21 protein-coding genes and 1 riboswitch are annotated in these 21,868 nt (G+C 48.6%); of the genes, 15 read left to right on the forward strand and 6 right to left on the reverse strand.

Annotation, left to right across the window (positions count from 1 at the left end):
- Window positions 1–54 precede the first annotated feature (54 nt).
- Window positions 55–789 (reverse strand): TraR/DksA C4-type zinc finger protein, encoded by a 735-nt coding sequence (locus tag MJB10_RS10310; RefSeq protein WP_314804413.1) that lies wholly within the window; start codon window positions 787–789, stop codon window positions 55–57.
- Window positions 790–929: 140 nt separating this feature from the next.
- Between MJB10_RS10310 and lspA the strand changes: the two genes are divergently transcribed.
- The 4 genes from lspA to MJB10_RS10330 are packed head-to-tail and all read left to right on the forward strand — an operon-like array spanning window position 930 to window position 3,700.
- The gene (gene lspA / locus MJB10_RS10315) at window positions 930–1,448 is read left to right on the forward strand and encodes a signal peptidase II (protein ID WP_397386625.1); all 519 of its coding nucleotides are present in this window, start codon (window positions 930–932) and stop codon (window positions 1,446–1,448) included.
- Window positions 1,423–2,373 carry an RluA family pseudouridine synthase gene (locus MJB10_RS10320; RefSeq protein ID WP_397386592.1) on the forward strand — a complete coding sequence of 317 codons (951 nt, stop codon included), beginning with the start codon at window positions 1,423–1,425 and terminating at the stop codon, window positions 2,371–2,373. Before lspA ends, MJB10_RS10320 begins: the two co-directional genes overlap by 26 nt.
- 38 nt (window positions 2,374–2,411) lie before the next feature.
- Window positions 2,412–3,569, forward strand: coding sequence for an aminotransferase A (locus MJB10_RS10325; RefSeq protein ID WP_314805564.1), 1,158 nt, complete (start codon window positions 2,412–2,414; stop codon window positions 3,567–3,569).
- Window positions 3,566–3,700: a hypothetical protein gene (locus MJB10_RS10330; protein ID WP_314804423.1), complete on the forward strand. Its 135-nt coding sequence runs from the start codon at window positions 3,566–3,568 to the stop codon at window positions 3,698–3,700. Before MJB10_RS10325 ends, MJB10_RS10330 begins: the two co-directional genes overlap by 4 nt.
- Window positions 3,701–3,841: 141 nt before the next feature.
- Here MJB10_RS10330 and MJB10_RS10335 read toward each other — a convergent pair whose 3' ends face one another.
- The 4 genes from MJB10_RS10335 to MJB10_RS10350 form a co-directional block, all read right to left on the reverse strand.
- Window positions 3,842–4,963: an N-acetyldiaminopimelate deacetylase gene (locus MJB10_RS10335; protein ID WP_314804426.1), complete on the reverse strand. Its 1,122-nt coding sequence runs from the start codon at window positions 4,961–4,963 to the stop codon at window positions 3,842–3,844.
- A 21-nt stretch (window positions 4,964–4,984) separates the two neighbouring features.
- Window positions 4,985–5,695: a 2,3,4,5-tetrahydropyridine-2,6-dicarboxylate N-acetyltransferase gene (gene dapD, locus MJB10_RS10340; protein WP_314804428.1), complete on the reverse strand. Its 711-nt coding sequence runs from the start codon at window positions 5,693–5,695 to the stop codon at window positions 4,985–4,987.
- Window positions 5,696–5,766: 71 nt separating this feature from the next.
- Window positions 5,767–7,647, reverse strand: a complete 1,881-nt coding sequence (locus MJB10_RS10345) for an ABC transporter ATP-binding protein (RefSeq protein ID WP_314804431.1) — start codon at window positions 7,645–7,647, stop codon at window positions 5,767–5,769.
- A complete protein-coding gene (locus tag MJB10_RS10350; RefSeq protein WP_314804434.1) occupies window positions 7,644–9,368 on the reverse strand; it encodes an ABC transporter ATP-binding protein in 1,725 nt (574 codons plus the stop codon). Before MJB10_RS10350 ends, MJB10_RS10345 begins: the two co-directional genes overlap by 4 nt.
- 406 nt (window positions 9,369–9,774) lie before the next feature.
- Here MJB10_RS10350 and pyrR point away from each other — a divergent pair, with 406 nt between their 5' ends.
- The 8 genes from pyrR (at window position 9,775) to MJB10_RS10390 (ending at window position 18,954) form a co-directional block, all read left to right on the forward strand.
- Window positions 9,775–10,329: a bifunctional pyr operon transcriptional regulator/uracil phosphoribosyltransferase PyrR gene (gene pyrR / locus MJB10_RS10355; protein WP_314804442.1), complete on the forward strand. Its 555-nt coding sequence runs from the start codon at window positions 9,775–9,777 to the stop codon at window positions 10,327–10,329.
- Entirely contained in the window at window positions 10,326–11,234 is a 909-nt protein-coding gene (locus tag MJB10_RS10360; RefSeq protein ID WP_397386593.1) for an aspartate carbamoyltransferase catalytic subunit, read from the forward strand. Before pyrR ends, MJB10_RS10360 begins: the two co-directional genes overlap by 4 nt.
- 59 nt (window positions 11,235–11,293) lie before the next feature.
- Window positions 11,294–12,577, forward strand: a complete 1,284-nt coding sequence (locus MJB10_RS10365; RefSeq protein ID WP_314804447.1) for a dihydroorotase — start codon at window positions 11,294–11,296, stop codon at window positions 12,575–12,577.
- 184 nt (window positions 12,578–12,761) lie between these two features.
- Window positions 12,762–13,934: a glutamine-hydrolyzing carbamoyl-phosphate synthase small subunit gene (carA, locus tag MJB10_RS10370; protein ID WP_314804451.1), complete on the forward strand. Its 1,173-nt coding sequence runs from the start codon at window positions 12,762–12,764 to the stop codon at window positions 13,932–13,934.
- Window positions 13,921–17,130 (forward strand): carbamoyl-phosphate synthase large subunit, encoded by a 3,210-nt coding sequence (gene carB, locus MJB10_RS10375; protein ID WP_314804454.1) that lies wholly within the window; start codon window positions 13,921–13,923, stop codon window positions 17,128–17,130. Before carA ends, carB begins: the two co-directional genes overlap by 14 nt.
- Before the next feature lie 15 nt (window positions 17,131–17,145).
- A complete protein-coding gene (gene pyrF / locus MJB10_RS10380; protein WP_314804458.1) occupies window positions 17,146–17,874 on the forward strand; it encodes an orotidine-5'-phosphate decarboxylase in 729 nt (242 codons plus the stop codon).
- A 49-nt stretch (window positions 17,875–17,923) separates the two neighbouring features.
- A complete protein-coding gene (gene pyrE, locus MJB10_RS10385; protein ID WP_314804461.1) occupies window positions 17,924–18,565 on the forward strand; it encodes an orotate phosphoribosyltransferase in 642 nt (213 codons plus the stop codon).
- Window positions 18,566–18,646: 81 nt separating this feature from the next.
- Window positions 18,647–18,733: riboswitch (cyclic di-GMP riboswitch) on the forward strand.
- A gap of 20 nt (window positions 18,734–18,753) precedes the next feature.
- Window positions 18,754–18,954, forward strand: coding sequence for a putative motility protein (locus MJB10_RS10390; protein WP_314804464.1), 201 nt, complete (start codon window positions 18,754–18,756; stop codon window positions 18,952–18,954).
- Between the two features lie 71 nt (window positions 18,955–19,025).
- Here MJB10_RS10390 and MJB10_RS10395 read toward each other — a convergent pair whose 3' ends face one another.
- A complete protein-coding gene (locus MJB10_RS10395) occupies window positions 19,026–19,892 on the reverse strand; it encodes a LysR family transcriptional regulator (RefSeq protein WP_314804469.1) in 867 nt (288 codons plus the stop codon).
- Between the two features lie 121 nt (window positions 19,893–20,013).
- Between MJB10_RS10395 and dapA the strand changes: the two genes are divergently transcribed.
- The 3 genes from dapA to MJB10_RS10410 all read left to right on the forward strand — a co-directional run bounded on the left by dapA (window position 20,014) and on the right by MJB10_RS10410 (window position 21,866).
- The gene (dapA, locus tag MJB10_RS10400; protein WP_314804472.1) at window positions 20,014–20,889 is read left to right on the forward strand and encodes a 4-hydroxy-tetrahydrodipicolinate synthase; all 876 of its coding nucleotides are present in this window, start codon (window positions 20,014–20,016) and stop codon (window positions 20,887–20,889) included.
- A 21-nt stretch (window positions 20,890–20,910) separates the two neighbouring features.
- Entirely contained in the window at window positions 20,911–21,306 is a 396-nt protein-coding gene (locus MJB10_RS10405) for a RidA family protein (RefSeq protein WP_314804476.1), read from the forward strand.
- Between the two features lie 182 nt (window positions 21,307–21,488).
- Window positions 21,489–21,866 carry a GntR family transcriptional regulator gene (locus MJB10_RS10410; RefSeq protein WP_314804479.1) on the forward strand — a complete coding sequence of 126 codons (378 nt, stop codon included), beginning with the start codon at window positions 21,489–21,491 and terminating at the stop codon, window positions 21,864–21,866.
- Window positions 21,867–21,868: the final 2 nt, after the last annotated feature.

Genomic DNA, 21,868 nt, shown 5'->3' on the forward strand with positions numbered 1-21,868 from the left:
AACGAGCTTACGCGTTGTGCGAGGCTCGTTTGTCCTGTTTATCCTAGGGATATCTTACTCGTCAAGATCCGCATTTTGATCTGGTTCAAGGAAAGGGTCGCCTTCATCGCTATGCATATAGTCATTGTAAGCTTTGCTTCGTACAATCGTGACGTGCTCGCCATACAAATCAGTGGCAACGAAGCTTTCGAATGATTCGACATAGCCTTCCTTTTCATCGGCTTCAATGTACATATCGTTGTAGTCTTCCACTCCATTGCTTTCAGCAAAAGCAGGCGTATTCGAGGTGCCCCAGCTTTCAACAATTTGCCAAGCATCCTCACCGTCGAACTCGGTTTCATCGTTCCTCTCGTCGAAGCTCGTACGGCCAAATGGCGGATAAAGCACCTGCTCCTCAACGGGGCGACGGAAGGATTGATCTGGATCAGGCACATGGTCGATGCTGTAAAGCGTTGTAGGTATAGCTTCTAATCGCTCAAATGGGATGGGCTGATGACTGAATACACACACACCATATTCGCCGCGTTCCATACGTGCCAGCGCTTCATTGACTTGTTGCAAATGCATCTCGGCGTGTTCGTTCAGTGAAATATCTTTGGCGCGTTCAAAAATTTCGGACCCGATATCTCCTGGGTGATTGTCATACATGGATAGCTCTCCGATTGAATCGGAGAAGGAATTGGCCAGTCCGAATTGATCATTGGCGGCAAAATGTTTTTCAAGTGCAACCTTTTCCTCCAACAGTTGTACATAAAGTGATTTCAATTGTTCCTCAGTTAAATGGCTCATAGGTCATTCAGCTCCCTTCAAACAGCTTACTCATACCGTTTATCATGCCGAGTGACAGCTTTTTTTAGTGAGGTAATTCCTTGTAAATAAGGCATGGTGACAGCTTTCAAAAATTTAGGAGGAATCTTGAAATGAAATACATGAAATATTATTTATACGCGATCATCGCATTTATTTTGGATCAAGTCACGAAATGGATCATTGTCAAAAAAGTAACTTTAGGTGAAGAACATCCCGTGATCGGTGATTTTTTCATGATTACGTCCCATCGCAATCGGGGAGCTGCTTTCGGTATTTTGCAAAACCAACGCTGGTTTTTTATCGTCATTACGACGATTGTCCTGATTGGGATTGTTTGGTATTTAAGAAAAACAGCGAGAGAAGATAAGGTACTACTTTCTTTTGCGTTAAGCTTATTGCTAGGCGGAGCCTTCGGGAATTTCGTAGATCGCGCCTTATTTGCGGAGGTCGTTGATTTCTTTCAATTTACCTTTGTTTTCAGCTTTTTTGGCACGGACGTCGATTATATCTTCCCAATTTTCAATGTAGCTGATTCCTGCATTGTTGTGGGGGTTATTCTCATCTTCCTCGATTCAATCCTAACAGCAAGAAAAGAGAAAAAAGGAGCTTTACATGAACACAAACCAGACCTCACCTGATTCCATATCTCCAGATACGATGGAATGGACAGTTGAACCGCCTTTTGCCAATGAACGGATTGATAAGTTTATTACGGAAGCCTTGGAAGAGGATATTTCGAGAACGCTAGTCCAGCAATGGGTGAAAGACGGGCATGCAACGGTGAATGGGCGGACAGTGAAAGCAAATCACAAGCTCTCCGTCAATGATCTTATTTCACTGCAAATTCCAGAGCCTCAGGGCGTGGAGCTTGTAGGTGAGGACATTCCGCTGAACGTCGTGTATGAGGATAGCGATGTCATCGTGATTAATAAGCAAAGAGGACTAGTCGTGCACCCAGCACCTGGTCATTACTCGGGCACCCTGGTGAATGCGCTGATGTTTCATTGTCAAGATCTTTCTGGGATTAACGGTGAATTGCGTCCTGGTATCGTTCATCGCATTGATAAAGACACTTCAGGTCTGATTATGTCAGCCAAAAATGATAGGGCACACGCCAGTCTTGCCGAACAGCTGAAGGCACATACGGTGAATCGTAAATATATCGCACTCGTCCACGGCAATCTGCAGCATGATCAAGGAACCATCGACGCGCCGATCGGCCGCGATTCGCATGATCGCAAGATGTATACCGTTACGGAGAAAAATAGTAAAACCGCTGTTACGCACTTTGTCGTCATTGAACGATTTGGTGACTTCACGCTCGTGGAGCTGAAGCTTGAAACGGGCCGTACGCACCAAATTCGGGTGCATATGAAGTTCATTGGTCATCCACTGGTCGGAGACCCGATGTACGGGAAAAGCAAAGGCATGTTAATGGAGGGTCAAGCCCTGCATGCCGCAATTCTTGGGTTTAAACATCCGCGTACGGGGGAATGGATGCAATTCGAAGCGCCAATCCCGCCAGATATGGACAATTTGCTGCAAACAATACGGACAACTTAGTCGTTGTTACGGTTCATGGGAGAGGAGAGCTGCAGATGTTGGAGCACTTGATTAATCCGCAAGTGAAAGAGATTCAAATTTCAGGTATTCGCAAAATTTCAAATCTTGTCAGCACCATCCCAGGCGCTTTGACATTAACCATTGGTCAACCAGATTTCCCGACGCCGCGGCACATTATTGAAGCGGGTCAGAGGGCGCTGGATCAGAACAAAACGGTCTATACGCAAAATCCAGGATTGATCGAACTGCGTGAAGCCGTATCGAACTTCGTTAAGGTGAAGTACGGTCAAACGTATCGCGCTGCGGATGAAATCATTGTGACCGCTGGTGCGAGTGAAGCGGTGGATATTACGCTGCGGACGATACTTACGCCTGGTGCGGAAGTGATTATTCCAGCACCGATTTACCCTGGCTATGAGCCGTTAATTCGCTTGGCGGGGGGCGTTCCCGTCTATGTGGATACGAGGGAGAATGGCTTGAAATTGACGGCTGAGCTGTTGAAGCCGTATTTAACAGAGAAGACGCGTTGCGTCATTCTCTGCTATCCTTCTAATCCGACAGGTCAAGTGCTGTCGTCTGAGGAAATTGTCAATATCGCCAAGTTGCTGGCTGAGCGTGATTTGTTCATTTTATCGGATGAAATCTATAGCGAGCTCGTTTATGGTGTTCGTCATCAGTCCATCGCGACGGTCGGCTCACTGCGTGAGAAGACGATTGTGATTAACGGCTTGTCCAAATCGCATGCGATGACAGGCTGGCGGATTGGGTTTACGATGGCACCTGCGTATATTACGGAGCACATGGTAAAGGTGCATCAGTACAACGTTACCTGTGCGAGCTCCGTGAGCCAATATGCAGCATTGGAGGCGCTGACCGTTGGTATCGATGATGCGCTCCCGATGCGCGAAGCGTACGAAGCTCGCAGAGACTACGTTTACGGACGTTTAGTGGCGATGGGCATCAAATTGGAAAAGCCAGATGGGGCGTTTTACTTGTTCCCGTCGATCGCCAAGTTTGGCCTATCCTCGCAGGAATTTGCGATGCGATTGCTGCAAGAGGAGCATGTCGCGGTAGTGCCAGGGGATGCGTTTACTCCGTATGGAGAGGGTTACATACGAATATCCTACGCCTATGCGCAAGATGTTCTTGAGCAATCGTTGGATCGACTCGAGCGATTCGTGAGTAAGCTGAAATGATCAAAAGCCGTTGCTATGTTGATAGCAGCGGCTTTTATGCAGGCGGTTCTACAGTCGTGACACCGAACCGCCGGCTTCGCGAGCTGAGCCTCCCAAAATCGCGTCTCGGCAGCCCATCCGCAGCAATGTAACACTGAGACGCCCGAAACGGCAGTCTCAGCACTCACATTAATTCACCCACATGCCAACAATCTCCCGATTGCGTAGCATGACAAACATAACCCTCCAACTCCCACTGCAGTGAGATTTGGAGGGTTTTTGTGTATTCAATCTTAGCTGGATTTATATCGCAGATAAGCCGTAATAGTATCAATCGCGATGTCGATAGCATCCTCATTCGGATCAAGCTTCGCATTGTGAAGGCCATGCGGTGTGTCCACGCCAAGCCAGAACATGAAGCCTGGGATCTTCTCGAGGAAGTAGCCGAAATCTTCACCCGTCATCGCTTCCGTACATTGGAAAAGCGTCACATTGTCGCGCCCGCGAATCCATTCCATGAATTCAACGGTCAATGCAGGATCGTTGTACACTTGCCGATAATTGGAGCCCCAATCGATTGCAACTTTGCAATCGAAGGAAGCCTCAATACCCGCGGCAACCGCCTCGATGCGTCCTTTGATCTTATCCATGGATGCTGCCGATAAGGTGCGAATTGTACCTTCCAAGCGTGCTTTCTCCGCGATGATATTTTGCTTCGTGCCAGCTTCCATCTTACCAATCGTAATGACGGCGGAATCTAACGGATTTACATTCCGCGAAACGATCGTTTGCAGCTGACCAACCATTTGCGTTGCCGCGATGATCATATCATTGGCTTGATGCGGATAGGCCGCATGGCCACCCTTGCCGAGCAAATCGATGAACAGCTCCGATGTGTTGGCGAACAAAATTTCAGGTCGGACAGCAATGGTTCCGACTGGATATTCTGGCGCAATATGCAGCGCGACCATTTGGTCAGGCATCCAGTCCTGCAGTTCTTCCGCCGATAACATCGGCAGTGCGCCGCCAGGCCCTTCCTCAGCAGGCTGGAACAACACGACAAGATCGTCCTGCATCGGATGCTGAACGAAATGGCTCACGACCCCCATGCCAATCGACATGTGAAAGTCGTGCCCGCATGCGTGCATATATCCAGGATGCTGAGAGGGGAAAGGAAGCGCCGTCTCTTCCGTAATCGGCAGTCCGTCCATATCGGCGCGGTAGCCGAAGCGTTTGCTCGGATTCAAACCTTTGATATAAACCAGAATGCCTGTCCGCCACGTACGGATCGTTAATCGATCCTGCGGCAGCTTTGCTAGCTGGTCAAGTAGCAGCTGCTGCGTCTTGAACTCCTGAAATCCCGGCTCTGGGATTTGATGAAGCTGGCGCCGCAGCTCTACGAAAGGGCTTAGCATAACGATGTCCTCCAACTCACCTTACAGGGTGCGAAGATCTGCAAGAATTTCCGTTTTGGATTTCGTTTTGTCGTCTACTTTTTTGATGACGCGAGCAGGTGCGCCCGCAACAACTGTGTACTCTTCCACATCTTGTGTTACGATTGCGCCAGCAGCAACAACGGAACCTTTACCGATGCGTACACCTTCAAGGATAACCGCGTTAGCGCCAACAAGCACGTCATCTTCGATCACACATGGTTGTGCGGAAGGTGGCTCAATAACACCTGCTACAACGGCACCAGCGCCGATGTGACACATTTTACCTACTTGCGCACGTCCGCCAAGCACAGCGTTCATATCGATCATCGTACCGTCGCCAACGGACGCACCGATGTTGATCAAAGCGCCCATCATGATAATCGCGTTATCGCCAATATGTACTTTATCGCGGATAACAGCGCCTGGCTCGATACGAGCGTTGATGTGCTTCAAATCTAGCATAGGAATAGCAGAGTTGCGGCGATCATTTTCAACTACGAAATCAACAACTTTATCTTTATTAGCTTCTAGAATCGGTTGAAGCACACTCCACTCACCGAAAACGACACCGCTGCCGCCAGTAATAAACGCTTGGCTGCCTTCGCCGAACTCAAGACCGTCTAGGTTTCCTTTTACATATACTTTCACGGGAGTTTTCTTTTTGCTTTCTTTGATAAACTGGATAATTTCTAGGGTATTCATTTCAGACATGGTGACATCTCCTTCAAATTTATGATTGACTCTCCTATATTAGCAGAAAGGGGGCGTGAGAGCCAATCGTTTCACACAGCTTTTTGAGCAAATTGCGAGTTATAGAGGTCGGCATAGAAGCCATGTTGCTCGAGAAGCTCTCGATGCGTGCCTTGTTCAATCACGGTTCCTTGATTCATAACGAGAATGAGATCGGCCTCTTTAATCGTAGATAACCGATGTGCAATCACGAAGCTGGTGCGACCCTCCATCAAATGATTCATCGCATGCTGAATTGATACCTCTGTTCGGGTATCGACACTGCTCGTAGCTTCGTCGAGAATCAAAATAGGTGGATCCGCAAGGATGGCGCGGGCAATGGTAAGCAATTGTTTTTGACCATGAGACAGATTGGAAGCTTCTTCATTAAGAATCGTATCGTACCCGTCGGGTAACGTTCGAATGAAGTGATCTGCATATGCAGCGCGAGCTGCCTCGACGATGTCGGCTTCTGAAGCACCTTTGCGTCCATAGGCAATGTTCTCACGGATTGTGCCGTTGAACAGCCATGTATCCTGCAGTACCATGCCGAACAAGGAACGAAGATGACTTCGCGTCATGTCGCGGGAGTCAACACCGTCAATAGTGATGCGGCCGTTGTTCAATTCATAGAAACGCATGAGCAGGTTAACGATGGTCGTTTTACCAGCACCTGTTGGGCCTACAATCGCAACGGTTTGACCAGGCTTCACATCGATATTCATATCCGTAATTAGCGGTGTATCTATTTTGTAAGAGAAGGCGACATGCTCGAACTGTACGTGACCTTTCACTTGATGAACGGGCTGTGTCACTTTCTGTTCTAACACTTCTTCGGGCTCGTCCAGCAACTCAAAAATACGTTCGGCTGCTGCAATCGTAGATTGTATCACGTTCGCGATATTCGCAACTTGCGTAATCGGCATACCGAATTGACCAGAGTATTGGATGAACGCTAGGATATCACCGATTTTGATGGCATTGTGGGTAACCATGATCCCGCCAATCACGCTCACGAGCACATAGCCAATATTCCCGATAAAGGACATCAAGGGGAAAATCAAACCTGAAATAAACTGCGCCTTCCAACCAGAATGGTATAGACGGTCATTGATGGCGTTGAATTTGTCAACCGATTGCTGTTCCTGTCCAAAAGCTTTCACGATCGTGTGACCTGTGAACATCTCTTCTACATGTCCATTGAGCTCGCCTAGTGTACGCTGCTGCCCGATGAAATATTTCTGTGAGCGGGAAGCAATCATTTTCGTGCCCCAAATACTTAACGGCAATGTAATGATCGTCGCCAATGTTAACAGAGGAGAAATGGTCAGCATCATCACGATAATCCCGAGCAACGTAACAATGGACGTTATCAACTGTGTTAAGCTTTGCTGCATGGTGGAGGAGATGGTATCGACATCATTCGTTGCTCGACTCATCGTATCCCCATGGCTCCTAGCGTCGAAAAAGGACAACGGCACACGAGTCAGCTTTTCACTAATGTCTTGTCGTAATTGGAAAACGATACGTTGTGTAACACCAACCATCACGCGTTGTTGGATATAGGTCAGTGCCGAACTGACGATATAAAGCAAAGCTAGAATGAGAACGATGTGTTGAATCGCGTCGAAATCAATTTTTGCGCCAGCGACCTTATTAAACTTCGCCATCGCACCTTCAAAAAGTATTGTTGTCGCATTCCCCATGAGCTTCGGGCTGACGATGCTGAATACCGTACTGAGAATGGCTGCAGCCAATACGGTAGAAATGGAAACACGAAACGGCTTTAAATAGGTGAGAAGCCGCTTTAATGTACCCTTGAAATCTTTCGCCTTCTGAACGGGTCTACCCATGCCAACCATTCCGCCACGGCCAAAATTGCCGGGATTAAAGCCAGCAGCGGGTTGTTGAGGCTCTTTTGGTTTGTTACTCATGCACTTTCCTCCTCTGACAGCTGAGAAGATACGATTTCTTGATAAACCTCACACGTTTTCATGAGCTCACTGTGTGTTCCTTTGCCAGCAATACGTCCTTCATCCAGAACGATGATTTGCTGTGCATCCATGATCGTGCTGACCCGCTGTGCAACGATAATCATCGTTGCTCGTTCGGTTTCTGATTTAAGTGCAGCGCGCAGCTTGGCATCGGTTTTGAAATCGAGTGCCGAGAAGCTGTCGTCGAAAATATAAATGTTCGGCTTACGAGCCAGTGCACGTGCAATCGAAAGTCGCTGCTTCTGACCGCCAGACAGGTTTGTGCCGCCTTGGGCAAGCACAGACGCGTAGCCGTCCTTCATTTCTTCCACGAATTGAGCTGCTTGTGCGGTAGCTGCGGCATGTGCCAGATCTTCAGGAGAGGCAACATCTGCGCCAAAACGCAAATTGTCTGTCACGGTACCTGAGAACAGCACCGCTTTCTGCGGCACATAGCCCATCTGATTCCGAACGCTTTCTAAAGATAGGGATGGAAGAGGCAGCCCATTTAACGTAATGGAGCCAGAATCCACATCATAAAACCGCAACAGCAAATTAATGAGCGTTGTTTTACCCGAACCGGTCCCGCCAATAATCGCAGTGACTTCCCCAGGGGCAGCTTCAAACGTAATATCCTGAACAGCTGGCTGTTCAGCACCTGGATAACTGAAAGTCACATGGTTGAAAGCAATCGTTGTTTGATTGTCATGAAGCTTTTCAGCATGCGGGGCATTATGTATGTTTGTTTGAATCGCGAGCACTTCATTAATACGTACGGCAGATGCTGACGCGCGAGGAATCATCATAAAAATCATCGTCATCATAAACATACTGAACATAATTTGCATGGCATATTGAATGAAAGCCATAAGATCACCGATTTGCATCTGGTTATGATCAATACGAATCCCGCCATACCAAAGAATTGCCACGATCCCAAGGTTAAAAATAAGCATCATCACTGGCATCATCGAAGCCATGATTGTATTTACTTTTGTCGCAACTTGGGTGAAATCTTGATTAGCACGTTCAAACTTGGTCTTTTCATGCTCAGAACGATTAAAGGCACGAATAACACGGATCCCAGTCAAATGTTCGCGCAGCACAAGGTTGATGCCGTCGATTTTGACTTGCAGTGTTTTAAATAACGGCAAACCTGTCCGCATAATCCCTGCAATCACTAGGGCAAGAATCGGGATCACGGCAATGAGGATGATCGCCAAATGCGCATCTTTGTAGGAAGCCATGATGACACCGCCGATCAGCATCGTTGGCGCACCGATGAACATCCGCGTCATCACGACTAATTGCTGAACTTGGGCAATATCGTTCGTCGTTCTTGTAATGAGGGAAGAGGTTCCTAGCTTGTCGAACTCATGCAAAGAGAAGCTCTCAACATGCGCAAACAAATTGCGTCGCAAGTCACGACCAAAACCTGTAGCCGTCTTCGCCAGCAAGTAACTGGCGACCATGACGCAAGCCATCGCGCCCATGGCGACAAGCAGCATATAACCGCCGTACATCAGAATATAGCTAACATCGCCTTTGACAACCCCGACATCGACGATGTCAGAGAGCAGGGTGGGCAAGTAGAGCTGGGCCAGTGATTGCAGGAGCATTAAGGTAATGATGGCAATCACGGAAACGCGGTAAGGTTTCAAAAACCTAAACAATTTGAACATAACTTCCTCCTTCGCGTAGTAGCCGCATCAACTTCATGAATGATGAGGTGATGCGCATTTTCATATGTAAATTATAACACATGCTTTTCACGTTGCCCAAAATTTGTAGTGATTTAATAGGCAAAAAAATATTGACTTATCGTGTCGAAAGTGGGATAATCCCTTTAATTACATATGTGCCTTTAAAAACAGTCCAGAGAGGCTGGCAAGGTAAAACGATTAGAAAAGTCGGGAATACTGAATTGCGATTCAGTACGCTTGAGGATGTGCGCATCCTACAGCCCCGCTCTATCTTTTTATGCACTCGCAACTCCTTGCCGAACCATGGGCAAGGAGTTTTTTGGTTTTCCACACGGGAAATCACAGTGAAAATTGCTAAGAACATGGCGCCAGGGAGGCGAGAACATTGAGTGAAACAGCGGAACACACCCTTATTGATGAAATGGGAATTCGTAGAGCACTAACACGGATTGCACACGAGATACTTGAAAAGAATAAAGGTGTAGAGAATTGTACCATGATTGGGATTCGGACCCGAGGCATTTACTTAGCGAAGCGAGTCGCAGAACGGATTCTTGAGATTGAAGGGATTCCAATTCCAGTAGGGGAGATCGATATCACCTCCTATCGCGATGATCGCGTGAAGGTCAAATCGGTAGAGAACGTGCAAGAAGGCGGCAAGCTCCAAATTCAGGATCGTAAAATTATCCTCTTCGATGATGTACTCTACACAGGAAGAACTGTAAGGGCCGCGATGGACGCCTTGATTGATCTGGGTAGACCGCAAATGATTCAACTCGCCGTCTTAGTGGACAGAGGTCATCGCGAGCTGCCGATCCGACCTGACTATGTCGGCAAAAACGTACCAACGTCCAAAAGTGAAAGCATTGTAGTCAAGCTAACTGAAATTGATGATAAAGATGAAGTCATGATCCGATGGCTGAGGGGGAAACAGGAGTGAGTAATGTGAGCGTATCGACATCTAGACATTTCTTGGGACTGAAAGGCGTAAGTGCAGAGGAAATTACAAGTCTGCTTGACCGCGCAGCGTATTGGGAAGGGCATCCGAATAAAGTGAACAATCCTTTACAAGGGAAATTCGTGTCCAATCTTTTTTTTGAAAATAGTACAAGAACTCGCTTCTCCTTTGAGCTGGCGCAAAAGCGTTTAGGCGCGGACGTCCTGAATTTCTCGGCTGCGGAATCCAGTGTGCAAAAAGGCGAATCCATCTACGATACGGTTCGCACGCTGGAATCGATGGGCATCGACGCTGGAGTCATTCGCTTAAAACCGAATGGTGTGTTGCAGGAGCTTGCTGAGAAAATCAAAATCCCGCTCATCAATGCAGGAGACGGCAACAACGAGCACCCGACACAAGCGCTGCTTGACTTCTACACGATGCGCAAGCATTTCGGCGCAATTAAAGGATTGACTGTCTCGATCGTCGGAGACATTTTGCACAGCCGCGTTGCTCGCTCGAATCTGTGGGGCTTGCTTGCACTGGGAGCAAAAGTGAAGTTTTGTGCGCCGCCAAGTATGCAAGCGCCTGAGCTTGCCGAGTTCGCGCCTTACGTCACGTTCGAAGAGGCTTTGCAATCGGACGTCGTGATGATGCTGCGCGTGCAGCTGGAACGTCATGACACCGGATTGCTCAAGTCGGCAGAAGAGTACCGCGAGCACTATGGTTTAACGGTAGAACGTTCTAACCGCATGGCGCCGCATGCGATCATCATGCATCCGGCACCTGTTAACCGCAACGTTGAGTTGGATGACGAACTCGTGGAACATCCGAAATCGAAGATTTTCACACAAATTGCACATGGCGTGCCAATTCGCATGGCCGTGATCGAACGAGCGTTATCCTAATATAGGGATCTTTTGACGAAGTCAAAAGTCTCTCAGAAATCGAGGAGGATTTACACAGCATGGGAATTTGGATTCTAAACGGACAAACCGTTGATGTGAATAATGTACAAACGAAGAAACACATTTTGATAGAAAATGATAAAATCGCCAAGGTCGTTGACGCTTCAAACGGCGATTTGCCGCAAACCGCAGGGCATGAAGTGATCGATGCCGCTGGCAAGCTGGTTTCACCTGGTTTCATCGATATGCACGTGCATCTGAGAGAGCCTGGCTTCGAGCATAAAGAAAACATCGCAACAGGCACACGTTCAGCGGCTCGCGGCGGTTTCACAACGATCGCTTGCATGCCGAACACAAGGCCTGTAATCGATACGGTTGATACAGTCAACTACATACTAGATAAAGCAGCGACAGAAGGCGTCATCCGCGTTATCCCTTACGGCACCATCACGAAAAACGAGCTGGGTCGCGAGCTGACAGACTTCGCAGCGTTGAAGGAAGCGGGCGTTATCGGCTACACAGACGACGGCGTTGGCGTCCAAAGCGCCCAAATGATGAAAGATGCGATGGCACTAGCAGCATCCTTGGGCATGCCAATCATTGCACACTGTGAAGATGATACCTTGGTTGTAGGCGCTCCAGTGACAGAAGGAACTTTCGCGAAGAAGCATGGCTTGAAAGGGATCCCGAATGAATCCGAAGCGATTCATGTTGGCCGTGACGTGCTTCTGGCAGAAGCAACGGGCGTACACTACCATGTTTGCCACGTCAGCACCGAGCAATCGGTTCGTTTGATCCGTCATGCGAAACAATTCGGTATCAAGGTAACTGCAGAGGTTTGCCCGCATCATCTGGTGCTGTCTGAAGAAGATATCCCAGGTATGGACGCGAACTGGAAGATGAACCCGCCGCTGCGTACGCCGCGTGATGTACAGGCCGTGATTGAAGGTCTAGAAGATGGCACGATCGACATCATCGTTACTGACCATGCCCCACACACGGAAGAAGAGAAGGCGAAAGGCATGATGTTAGCGCCATTCGGCATCCTCGGCTTCGAAACAGCATTCTCTTTGCTTTACACGAAATTTGTTCTGACTGGCAAATGGACACTGGGCTTCCTCGTGGATCGCATGACGAAGAAACCAGCGGACGTATTCGGACTTCCATACGGAACCTTAGAAGTTGGCAGCGCGGCAGATATTACAATCGTAGACTTGGAAACGACTCGCCCTGTGTTGAAAGAAGAGATCGTTTCGCGCAGCAAGAACACACCATTCATCGGTTGGGAACTGAAAGGTTGGCCAGTTGTGACGATTGCCTCTGGTAAAGTGGTTTGGTCTTAAAAGTTCGCAAAAAAGCCGCATTTTGAGGGCTAAATCAAGGGAAGCATCTATACGATGATCGTAAAATCGTGTATATTTATACAGAATGATTAATCTTTATGCAAGTCCAAGATATGGATTACGAGGAAGATGACATCTGCGGTTCGTGAGAGCCGCCTGACAATAGCGAAGGAGTTGAGGGAACATGCAGGCAAGATTGTTGCTGGAAGACGGCACACTTTTTACAGGTAAATCGTTCGGTAGTGAAGGTGAATCCGTCGGCGAGGTTGTATTCAATACAGGGATGACAGGTTATCAGGAGGTGCTTTCGGATCCTTCTTACTGCGGTCAAATCGTGACGATGACGTACCCGCTGCAAGGGAACTACGGTGTGATCCGCGATGATTTCGAGTCCGTGCGTCCTTTCATCCACGGTTTCGTCGTGCGTGAGCATGAAGAAATCCCAAGTAACTGGAGAGCGCAATACACACTAGGCAGCCTGCTGAAAGAATACGGCATCGTGGGAATCAGCGGGATCGACACGCGTATGTTGACTCGTAAACTGCGTCATTATGGCGTTATGAAAAGTATCATTACAACTTCCAATAAATCCGTTGAAGAATTGATGGCTACACTTAAAAGCACACCGCTGATGACGGACCAAGTTTCCCGAGTTTCAACGAAAAGCGTATTCGGTGCTCCTGGGCATAAGGAACGCGTTGTTCTTGTCGATTTCGGCGCAAAAAGCGGGATCATCCGCGACCTTAGCAAACGTGATTGCGACGTTGTCGTTGTGCCTCAAAATGCAACAGCTGAACAAATTCGCCGCCTTGCACCTGATGGTGTCTTGCTGTCGAATGGTCCTGGGGACCCGAAAGATGTGCCTCACGCGGTTGAAATGATTAAAGGCTTGCTTGGCGACATTCCATTGTTCGGAATTTGCTTAGGCCACCAATTGTTTGCACTCGCTTGCGGCGCAGACACAGATAAATTGAAATTCGGACACCGCGGCGGAAATCACCCAGTGAAAGACTTGATTTCAGGTCGTTGCTACATTACATCGCAAAACCATGGCTACACGGTTAAGGAAGATTCCATCCAAGGAACGAACCTTGAAGTGACGCACATCAACAATAACGATCGCACGATCGAAGGCTTACGCCATAAGCAATACCCGGCGTTCTCCGTGCAATATCACCCAGAAGCAGCACCTGGTCCATTTGACTCCAGCTACCTGTTCGATGATTTCATCTCGCTGATTCGTCAGCACAAAATCGATAACCCACAGCAGCCGCGCCAAGCGCAAATGCTTGCTCAGTGGAATGCTTCCACGGCATCGACATCTGTGAAGGAGGAACTGCAATATGCCAAAAAATAATACACTCAAAAAGATTCTCGTTATCGGTTCTGGTCCAATCGTTATTGGTCAAGCGGCAGAGTTCGATTACGCAGGTACGCAAGCTTGCCAAGCCTTGAAAGAAGAGGGCATGGAAGTTGTTTTGATCAACAGTAACCCAGCTACAATTATGACGGATACGAATATGGCGGATAAAGTCTATATCGAGCCGATTACTTTAGAATTTGTTACGCAAATCATTCGTCAAGAGCGTCCAGATGGTTTGCTTCCAACACTTGGTGGGCAAACGGGTCTGAATATGGCGGTTGAGCTTGCTCGTGCAGGCGTACTTGAAAGCGAGAATGTGAAGCTTTTAGGAACACAACTAACAGCGATTGAGAAGGCGGAAGATCGTGACCTTTTCAGAGACTTGATGAGAGAGCTGGAGCAACCAGTACCAGACAGCGTTATCGTAACAACAGTTGCGCAAGCGGTTGATTTTGCCAATGAGATCGGGTTCCCTATCATCGTTCGTCCTGCGTACACACTAGGTGGTACAGGCGGCGGTATCTGCAACACGATGGAAGAATTGACAGATATCGTCGCTTCCGGGATTCGTTACAGTCCAATCGGTCAGTGTCTCGTTGAGCGCAGCATCGCAGGGATGAAAGAAGTCGAGTACGAAGTTATGCGTGACGCGAACGACAACTGTATCGTGGTATGTAACATGGAGAACTTTGATCCAGTTGGTGTACATACAGGCGACAGTATCGTTGTGGCGCCAAGCCAAACTCTGTCAGATCGCGAGTACCAAATGCTGCGTTCCGCATCCCTGAAAATCATTCGCGCTTTGAACATCGAAGGTGGATGTAACGTACAGTACGCCTTAGATCCGCACAGCTTCCAATACTATGTGATCGAGGTTAACCCGCGTGTAAGTCGTTCATCGGCACTTGCATCCAAAGCAACGGGCTATCCGATTGCGAAAATGGCAGCGAAAATTGCGATTGGCTACACACTTGACGAGCTCGTTAACCCAGTTACGGGACAAACGTATGCTTGCTTCGAGCCAGCGCTAGACTACATCGTATCCAAAATTCCGCGTTGGCCGTTCGATAAGTTCACAGCGGCAAACCGTAAACTAGGTACACAAATGAAAGCGACTGGCGAAGTCATGGCGATCGGCCGTACGTTCGAAGAGTCCATTCATAAAGCGATTCGTTCCCTTGAAATCGGTGTACACCGCTTGTTCTTGAAAGAAACGGATCTTCTAGATAAAGAGACATTGGAATTACGCTTACAAAAGCCAGATGACGAGCGCTTGTTCTTGCTAGCTGAAGCATTCCGCAGAGGCTATACGGTAGAACAATTGCAAGACATCACGAAAATTGACTGGTGGTTCCTGAACAAATTAAGCGCACTTATCGCGTATGAAGCTGAAATTGCAGCGAAGGATTTGACAGCGGAGCTTATTTTCGAAATCAAACGCAAAGGCTTCACAGACCGCGCAGTTGCGGAAATCCGCACACTGGCTGGCTGTTCCACCTTTACAAAAGAAGCGGAAGTACGAGCATTCCGTTTGCAGCAAAACATTAAGCCTGTGTTTAAAATGGTAGATACCTGTGCAGCTGAGTTCGAAGCTTCAACGCCTTACTACTACTCCACGTATGAGCAAGAAGATGAAGTAACGGAGACAACGAAAGAGAAAGTTGTTGTTCTGGGCTCAGGTCCGATTCGTATCGGTCAAGGGATCGAGTTCGACTACTCCACGGTGCATGCGGTTTGGGCAATCCAAGCAGCGGGCTATGAAGCGGTTATCATCAATAACAACCCAGAAACGGTATCCACAGACTTCAATACATCGGATCGCCTGTACTTCGAGCCATTGTTCTTCGAAGATGTCATGAACGTAATTGAACGTGAGCAACCGATCGGTGTTATCGTTCAATTCGGTGGTCAAACGGCGATTAACTTGGCAGCGCCGCTTCACAAAGCAGGCGTACGCATTCTAGGTTCGGATCTGGAAAGTATCGATACAGCGGAAGATCGTAAGAAATTCGAAGCATTGCTGAGCAAACTAGCCATTGCACAACCTCCAGGCGGTACAGTCACATCGGTTGACCAAGCGGTAGGAACGGCAGCGAAATTCGGATATCCAGTGATCGTAAGACCTTCTTATGTCCTAGGCGGACGTGCGATGGAGATTGTCTACTCCGACCAAGAGTTGCTGAACTATATGGATTACGCGGTTAAAATCAACCCTGAGCACCCAGTCCTCATCGACCGTTATATGCTTGGTAAAGAGGTTGAAGTTGATGCGATCTGTGACCGTGAAACGGTTCTGATTCCAGGAATCATGGAACACGTTGAGCGCGCAGGAGTTCACTCCGGCGACTCCATCGCGGTGTATCCGCCACAATCGATCTCGGATGAGATTAAAGCTCAAATCATCGACATTACGACGAAAATCGGTCTAGAACTGAACGTAGTCGGTCTGGTGAACATCCAGTTCGTTATTCACAACGATCAAGTGTACGTGATCGAGGTTAACCCGCGTTCTTCCAGAACCGTGCCATTCTTGAGCAAAGTAACGAACATTCCAATGGCGAATGTCGCGACTCGCGTCATCATGGGGCAGAAGCTTGCGGATATGGGTTACCAAAGCGGTCTATGGCCGGAAGACAACTATGTCTCCGTCAAAGTGCCGGTGTTCTCCTTCGCGAAGCTTCGCCGCGTTGATACAACACTTGGACCTGAAATGAAATCCACGGGTGAAGTTATGGGCCGTGATGTGAATTTCGCGAAAGCTCTTTACAAAGGCTTAATCGGCGCAGGTATGAAAATTCCAGCTGCTGGTTCCGTCGTGGTCACCGTAGCGGATAAAGATAAAGAAGAAGCGATTGAGATTTTGAAAGGTTTCTACCGCTTAGGCTACAAACTTATTGCAACAGGCGGAACGGCTGAAGCGATTGAAGCAGCAGGACTTCCTGTAACAACGGTTCATAAGCTCAGCGAAGGTTCACCGAACATTCTTGACCTCATCCGCAGCGGTGATGCACAGTTTGTCGTGAACACATTGACTAAAGGTAAAACGCCTGAGCGTGACGGCTTCCGCATTCGTCGTGAAGCAGTTGAGAACGGTGTTGTTTGTATGACATCTCTCGATACGGTTAGAGCGCTAGTAAATATGCTTGAAGCGATTAACTTCTCCTCACGTGCAATGCCAATTTATGCTTAAGGGATGGTGCCAAACATGAGTGCGTTAACACGATTAGATGTTACCGGACGCATTATGGTCGCCTTAGATTACGCGAACGCAGAAGGTGCCGAAGGGCTGCTAAAGCAGCTTGACGGCATCCCCTGCTATGTAAAGGTAGGAATGCAGCTGTTTTATGCTGCAGGTCCTACCTTTGTCGCGAGTCTGAAGGATCGCGGCTATAAGGTGTTCCTGGATGTGAAGATGCATGACATCCCGAACACGGTGAAAGGCGGCTCGGAGAGCGTGACGCGCCTTGGGGTAGATTTGTTCAATGTGCATGCCGCCGGAGGCAAGCACATGATGGAAGCGGCCTTGGAGGGTGTCGACAAGGCGCTTACCGGTGGAGCTCCACGTCCGATCGTCATCGGCGTGACGCAGTTAACCAGCACCTCGCAGCCCGTGCTGAATGACGAGATCGGCCTGACCGGTACGGTCGAGCAGGCCGTCATTCGGTATGCCCGCACGGCGCATGCCGCGGGGCTGCAAGGCGTCGTCGCCTCACCGCTTGAGGTGACGGCGATTAAGGCGGCGTGCGGTGACAGCTTCGTCACCGTGACGCCAGGCATCCGCCCGGCGGGGGCGGATATGGGCGACCAGTCGCGCATCATGACGCCGGCTGAGGCGTTCGCGCAGGGGACGGACTACGTCGTGATCGGGCGTCCGATCACAGGGGCGGCGGATCCACGAGCTGCGATTGAAGCGATTATCGAATCAATCGTATAAGGTGTCGGGCCCCAAGATTTTAACATTTGAAAGGATCGGTGGAAGAGACATGAGTAAACTTGAAACCATCGCGCAGCACATTGCCGCGTCGTTATTAGATATCGAAGCGGTTGCGCTTCGTCCACAACAACCTTTTACATGGACATCAGGATTGAAATCCCCGATTTATTGCGATAATCGCTTAACGATGTCGCACCCAGCGATTCGCGAAGCGATTGCAGACGGGTTCGCTGCGTTGATCAAAGAGAAATTCCCAGAAGCTGAGGTTGTCGCAGGAACAGCAACAGCTGGCATTCCGCACGCAGCTTGGGTCGCTCAGAAGCTCGGACTTCCGATGATCTACATTCGCGATAAAGCGAAAGGTCATGGCAAAGAAAACCTGATCGAAGGAACTGTGAAGCCAGGTCAGAAGGTTATCGTCATCGAGGATTTGATTTCGACAGGCGGCAGTTCGCTTAAAGCGGCGTTGGCAGTCAATGACGCGGGTGCGAAAGCGCTTGGCGTATTGGCGATCTTCTCCTACCAGTTAGACAAAGCAACAGATGCGTTCGCGGCGGCAGATATGCCACTTCACACGCTTTCCAATTATTCAACCTTGCTTGAAGTTGCTTTGGAAAAAGGCAAAATTCAAGCAGCGGATATGGAATTGCTGCGCGCTTGGAGAACGAATCCAGCAGCGTACGGTGTGTAATCGTCGAATCATAGAACGCGAGAATTGACGGATTATGTAGAATCCCTCTATACTAATAGGGTGGTTGGATCATTCCTGCCAGCAGCGAAAGGGCAAATGATGCGAAAGCGTCAGACGCAAAGCTACAGGGGCTAATCGGATCAAACCGAATGCTTGCCAGCTATCGAACTTGGAGAGGAGACAAAAGCATGAATGTAAATAGCGCGCTTACTGCCATCAACAGCACCGACGGTCTGAAACAAGCGGTCGGCATACAGATGTTGAAGAAGACAAGTGATACGCAAACGGATTTAACCACGACACTTATTCAAGATTTCGCGAATAATCAAGCGCAGGTTACCGCACCAGCGGCGCCTCACTTAGGTGCAAATCTAGACATCCGTGTCTAAATGATAAGAAGCTCTTCCTTTTCGTAAAGGTGAGCTTCTTTTTTTGTCTATTCTTATGCCGACACTACTTGTCAGGTGAAGTTGTTGATGAACGCTTGTAAAGGCTGCGACATCCACTTCTTCGGATGAAGGACGAACTGTAAGTCCATGGCTAACTGTGTATGGGTAAAAGGAAGCCGTACCAGCTTGCCCAACTCTAGCTCGCTTTCCACCGTGATCAGGGGCAGCAGCGCAAGCCCGAGGCCGCTCATCACACAATGTTTAATCGTTTCGATATTGCCCAATTCGAACCCGATTTGTAAGGCAATAGCTTGTTCTTTGAGCAGTCTCTCAAATTTACCTCTGTAGATGCAGCCTTCCTCAGTCACGATGAATTCGTAGGCGCCAAGAGCGCTGATGCTTATGTGCGACTCACGACTGAGTGGATGATCTTGAGGGGCGATGACAACGAGCTGTTCCTCCCTGACCTTCGTACAGGCGAGGGACGGATCCGCAGGATACTGGTCCAGCAGCAGCCCGATATCATAATCGCCGTCTTTGACTTTGGCTAGAATGGAGGCTTCACTGTCCGGGAATAATTGGATATTAAGTGTAGGGTACAGCTTTTTCAACTCGTGTAGAAAAGGCGGCAAATAATAAGCGGCAAGCGAATGAATCGTGCCAATCGTCAATGTGCCAGAGACTTGGCTTGCGATCATTTCTTTGGATTGATCATAGAGCTCCAGCATTTGCAAAGTAAGAACTAGCAAGGTTTCTCCTGGAGGAGTCAACCGCAGCTGCCGTCCGTATCGCTCGAAGAGTGGAACGCCATATTCTCGTTCCAGCTTCTGAATTTGCATCGTAATGCTGGATTGCGCATAGCCTAATTCCTCAGCAGCACGTGTAAAGCTTTTGCGGCGTGCCACCTCTCGAAACGTTCGGAAATAAGTCAGATCCATGTACGGCCTCGCTTTATTATCAAAATTTTTGATGAGTTCTATCATTTATTATAGCTAACAGTGATGGATTGTTCCATGCTAAAGTAAATGTACAAACACACGAGGCTGGGAGTTGGTTATTTTGCTAAGAGAACAAGATCTACACGGGATTTATGTGCCGATCATTACACCGTTTGATGAAGAAGGCGAGGTAGATGCTGCATCCTTTTATAATCAAGCTTATAATTTATTTCAAGATGAGATCGATGGCCTTGTCGTCAATGGCACAACAGGAGAGTCGCCTACGATTACGAAGGATGAGCTAGGCGTGGTATTCGCTGCCGCACAAGCTGCGCGGGAAGCTGCTCATGTTACGGCGCCTTTGATTGTGGGCACAGGTACGAATGATATGCGTTCCACGGTGAGAAAAACAGAAGAAGCAGGCAAACTGGGAGCGGAAGCGGCGCTCGTCGTTGTGCCGTATTACAACCGACCAAGTCAGCAGGGGATCATTGAACATTTTCGTCACGTGGCAAGTGTAGGAGTTCCTGTTATCTTGTATGAAGTACCTCATCGCACGGGTATCACGTTGGAACTAGATACCGTTCGTACGATTCTGGATTTGGATGGTGTCATTGGGATAAAGGACAGCACACCGAACACGCAACTGGTCACAGCGTTAACGCATCTAGGCTCAAAACCCGTGCTTTGCGGGGAAGATACCTTGCTATTTGCGGCGCTGCAGGCTGGAGCTAAAGGTGTAATGAGCGCATCAGCGAACGTAGAAACTGAGCGGTTCGTGCAATTTATTCGCAGTTTTGAGCGGGGGGACGCAGAACAGAGTAGACAACAATTTGATGAGCTTCTGCCTCTTGCGCAACTTCTATTCCAAGAACCTAATCCCGCTCCGATCAAATGGTTACTGCAACAACAAGGCGTAATTGCATCGGAAACTTTACGTCTACCGCTCCTGCCGATCACGGAAAGCTTGCAAGCGAAATTAGCTGCCTATATCTAAAGTGTTAAGGAGTTGGTCCAGATGCATCGTACTAGAGTGTTTACAGGCTCACCATGGGAACCGATTGTCGGGTATTGCCGAGCAATTCGCGTTGGCAATCGGATTGAAGTCGCAGGAACAACCGCAATGAAAGACGGCGAAGTTGTCGGCATCGGCGATGCGTACACTCAAACGCGCTTTATACTCGAGACGATCGCTAGCGCACTGCAAGAACTAGGCTCTGGGATGTCAGATGTCATCCGAACACGGATGTACGTGACCGATATTTCGCAGTGGGAAGCGTATGGGAAGGCGCATGGTGAATTTTTTAGAGAGGTGCAGCCTGTGGCGACGATGGTTGAAGTGAAGGCGCTGATTGATCCGCAGCTGTTGATCGAGATTGAAGTTGAAGCGGTTGTAGCCGATGAGGAGATATAGGTTTGAAATATGTATAGTGGAGCCTGTCGCAAGTGCCGTTCAAACGGCCAGAGCGTCAGGCTTTTTCATTTTGACAATTTGTGTGACTCTGAAGTGGTATTGACAATTCCCACAAATGGATTTAGAGTTATAGTGCACTAGTTCAATAGTGTACTGGTTCTTGTGCAGAGGAGGGTAGGACCGTGCAACTTAATTTTAACAGCCCGAAACCGATTTATTTGCAGATGGTAGATGAAGTCAAGAAGGCTCTAGCCCGTGGTGAGCTCTCACCAGGTGATAAAATTCCATCCCACAAGGAAAGGGCGCAAATCTCGCAGGTGAATCCCAATACCGTGATGCGGGCATATCAAGAGATGGAACGCGAGGGATTGACGGAAACGTTACGGGGTCAGGGTACTTTTATCAAAAACGATCCTGCGATTCTATCCATTATTCGTTCTGAGATGGCGAAATCAGCCGTTGAGCAATTCATTGTCGAAATGCGCGCCCTCGGCATTGAGCCAGAAGAAATGGCGCAGCTGCTGCAAGATACGTTGCAAAATGGACCAAAGGAGGGGTAGAC

The organism is Paenibacillus sp. MBLB1832 (assembly GCF_032271945.1).
Lineage (GTDB): Bacteria > Bacillota > Bacilli > Paenibacillales > NBRC-103111 > Paenibacillus_E > Paenibacillus_E roseopurpureus.

What these genes read in the sequence shown, in the direction of transcription:
- carA (WP_314804451.1), top strand. Translation starts at nt 12,762, where the DNA reads ATGCAGGCAAGATTGTTGCTGGAAGACGGCACACTTTTTACAGGTAAA.
- pyrF (WP_314804458.1), top strand. Translation starts at nt 17,146, where the DNA reads ATGAGTGCGTTAACACGATTAGATGTTACCGGACGCATTATGGTCGCC.
- MJB10_RS10310 (WP_314804413.1), bottom strand. Translation starts at nt 789, where the DNA reads ATGAGCCATTTAACTGAGGAACAATTGAAATCACTTTATGTACAACTG.
- MJB10_RS10405 (WP_314804476.1), top strand. Translation starts at nt 20,911, where the DNA reads ATGCATCGTACTAGAGTGTTTACAGGCTCACCATGGGAACCGATTGTC.
- MJB10_RS10330 (WP_314804423.1), top strand. Translation starts at nt 3,566, where the DNA reads ATGATCAAAAGCCGTTGCTATGTTGATAGCAGCGGCTTTTATGCAGGC.
- MJB10_RS10390 (WP_314804464.1), top strand. Translation starts at nt 18,754, where the DNA reads ATGAATGTAAATAGCGCGCTTACTGCCATCAACAGCACCGACGGTCTG.
- MJB10_RS10365 (WP_314804447.1), top strand. Translation starts at nt 11,294, where the DNA reads ATGGGAATTTGGATTCTAAACGGACAAACCGTTGATGTGAATAATGTA.
- MJB10_RS10335 (WP_314804426.1), bottom strand. Translation starts at nt 4,963, where the DNA reads ATGCTAAGCCCTTTCGTAGAGCTGCGGCGCCAGCTTCATCAAATCCCA.
- MJB10_RS10320 (WP_397386592.1), top strand. Translation starts at nt 1,423, where the DNA reads ATGAACACAAACCAGACCTCACCTGATTCCATATCTCCAGATACGATG.
- lspA (WP_397386625.1), top strand. Translation starts at nt 930, where the DNA reads ATGAAATATTATTTATACGCGATCATCGCATTTATTTTGGATCAAGTC.
- MJB10_RS10350 (WP_314804434.1), bottom strand. Translation starts at nt 9,368, where the DNA reads ATGTTCAAATTGTTTAGGTTTTTGAAACCTTACCGCGTTTCCGTGATT.
- MJB10_RS10345 (WP_314804431.1), bottom strand. Translation starts at nt 7,647, where the DNA reads ATGAGTAACAAACCAAAAGAGCCTCAACAACCCGCTGCTGGCTTTAAT.
- carB (WP_314804454.1), top strand. Translation starts at nt 13,921, where the DNA reads ATGCCAAAAAATAATACACTCAAAAAGATTCTCGTTATCGGTTCTGGT.
- dapD (WP_314804428.1), bottom strand. Translation starts at nt 5,695, where the DNA reads ATGTCTGAAATGAATACCCTAGAAATTATCCAGTTTATCAAAGAAAGC.
- pyrE (WP_314804461.1), top strand. Translation starts at nt 17,924, where the DNA reads ATGAGTAAACTTGAAACCATCGCGCAGCACATTGCCGCGTCGTTATTA.
- MJB10_RS10395 (WP_314804469.1), bottom strand. Translation starts at nt 19,892, where the DNA reads ATGGATCTGACTTATTTCCGAACGTTTCGAGAGGTGGCACGCCGCAAA.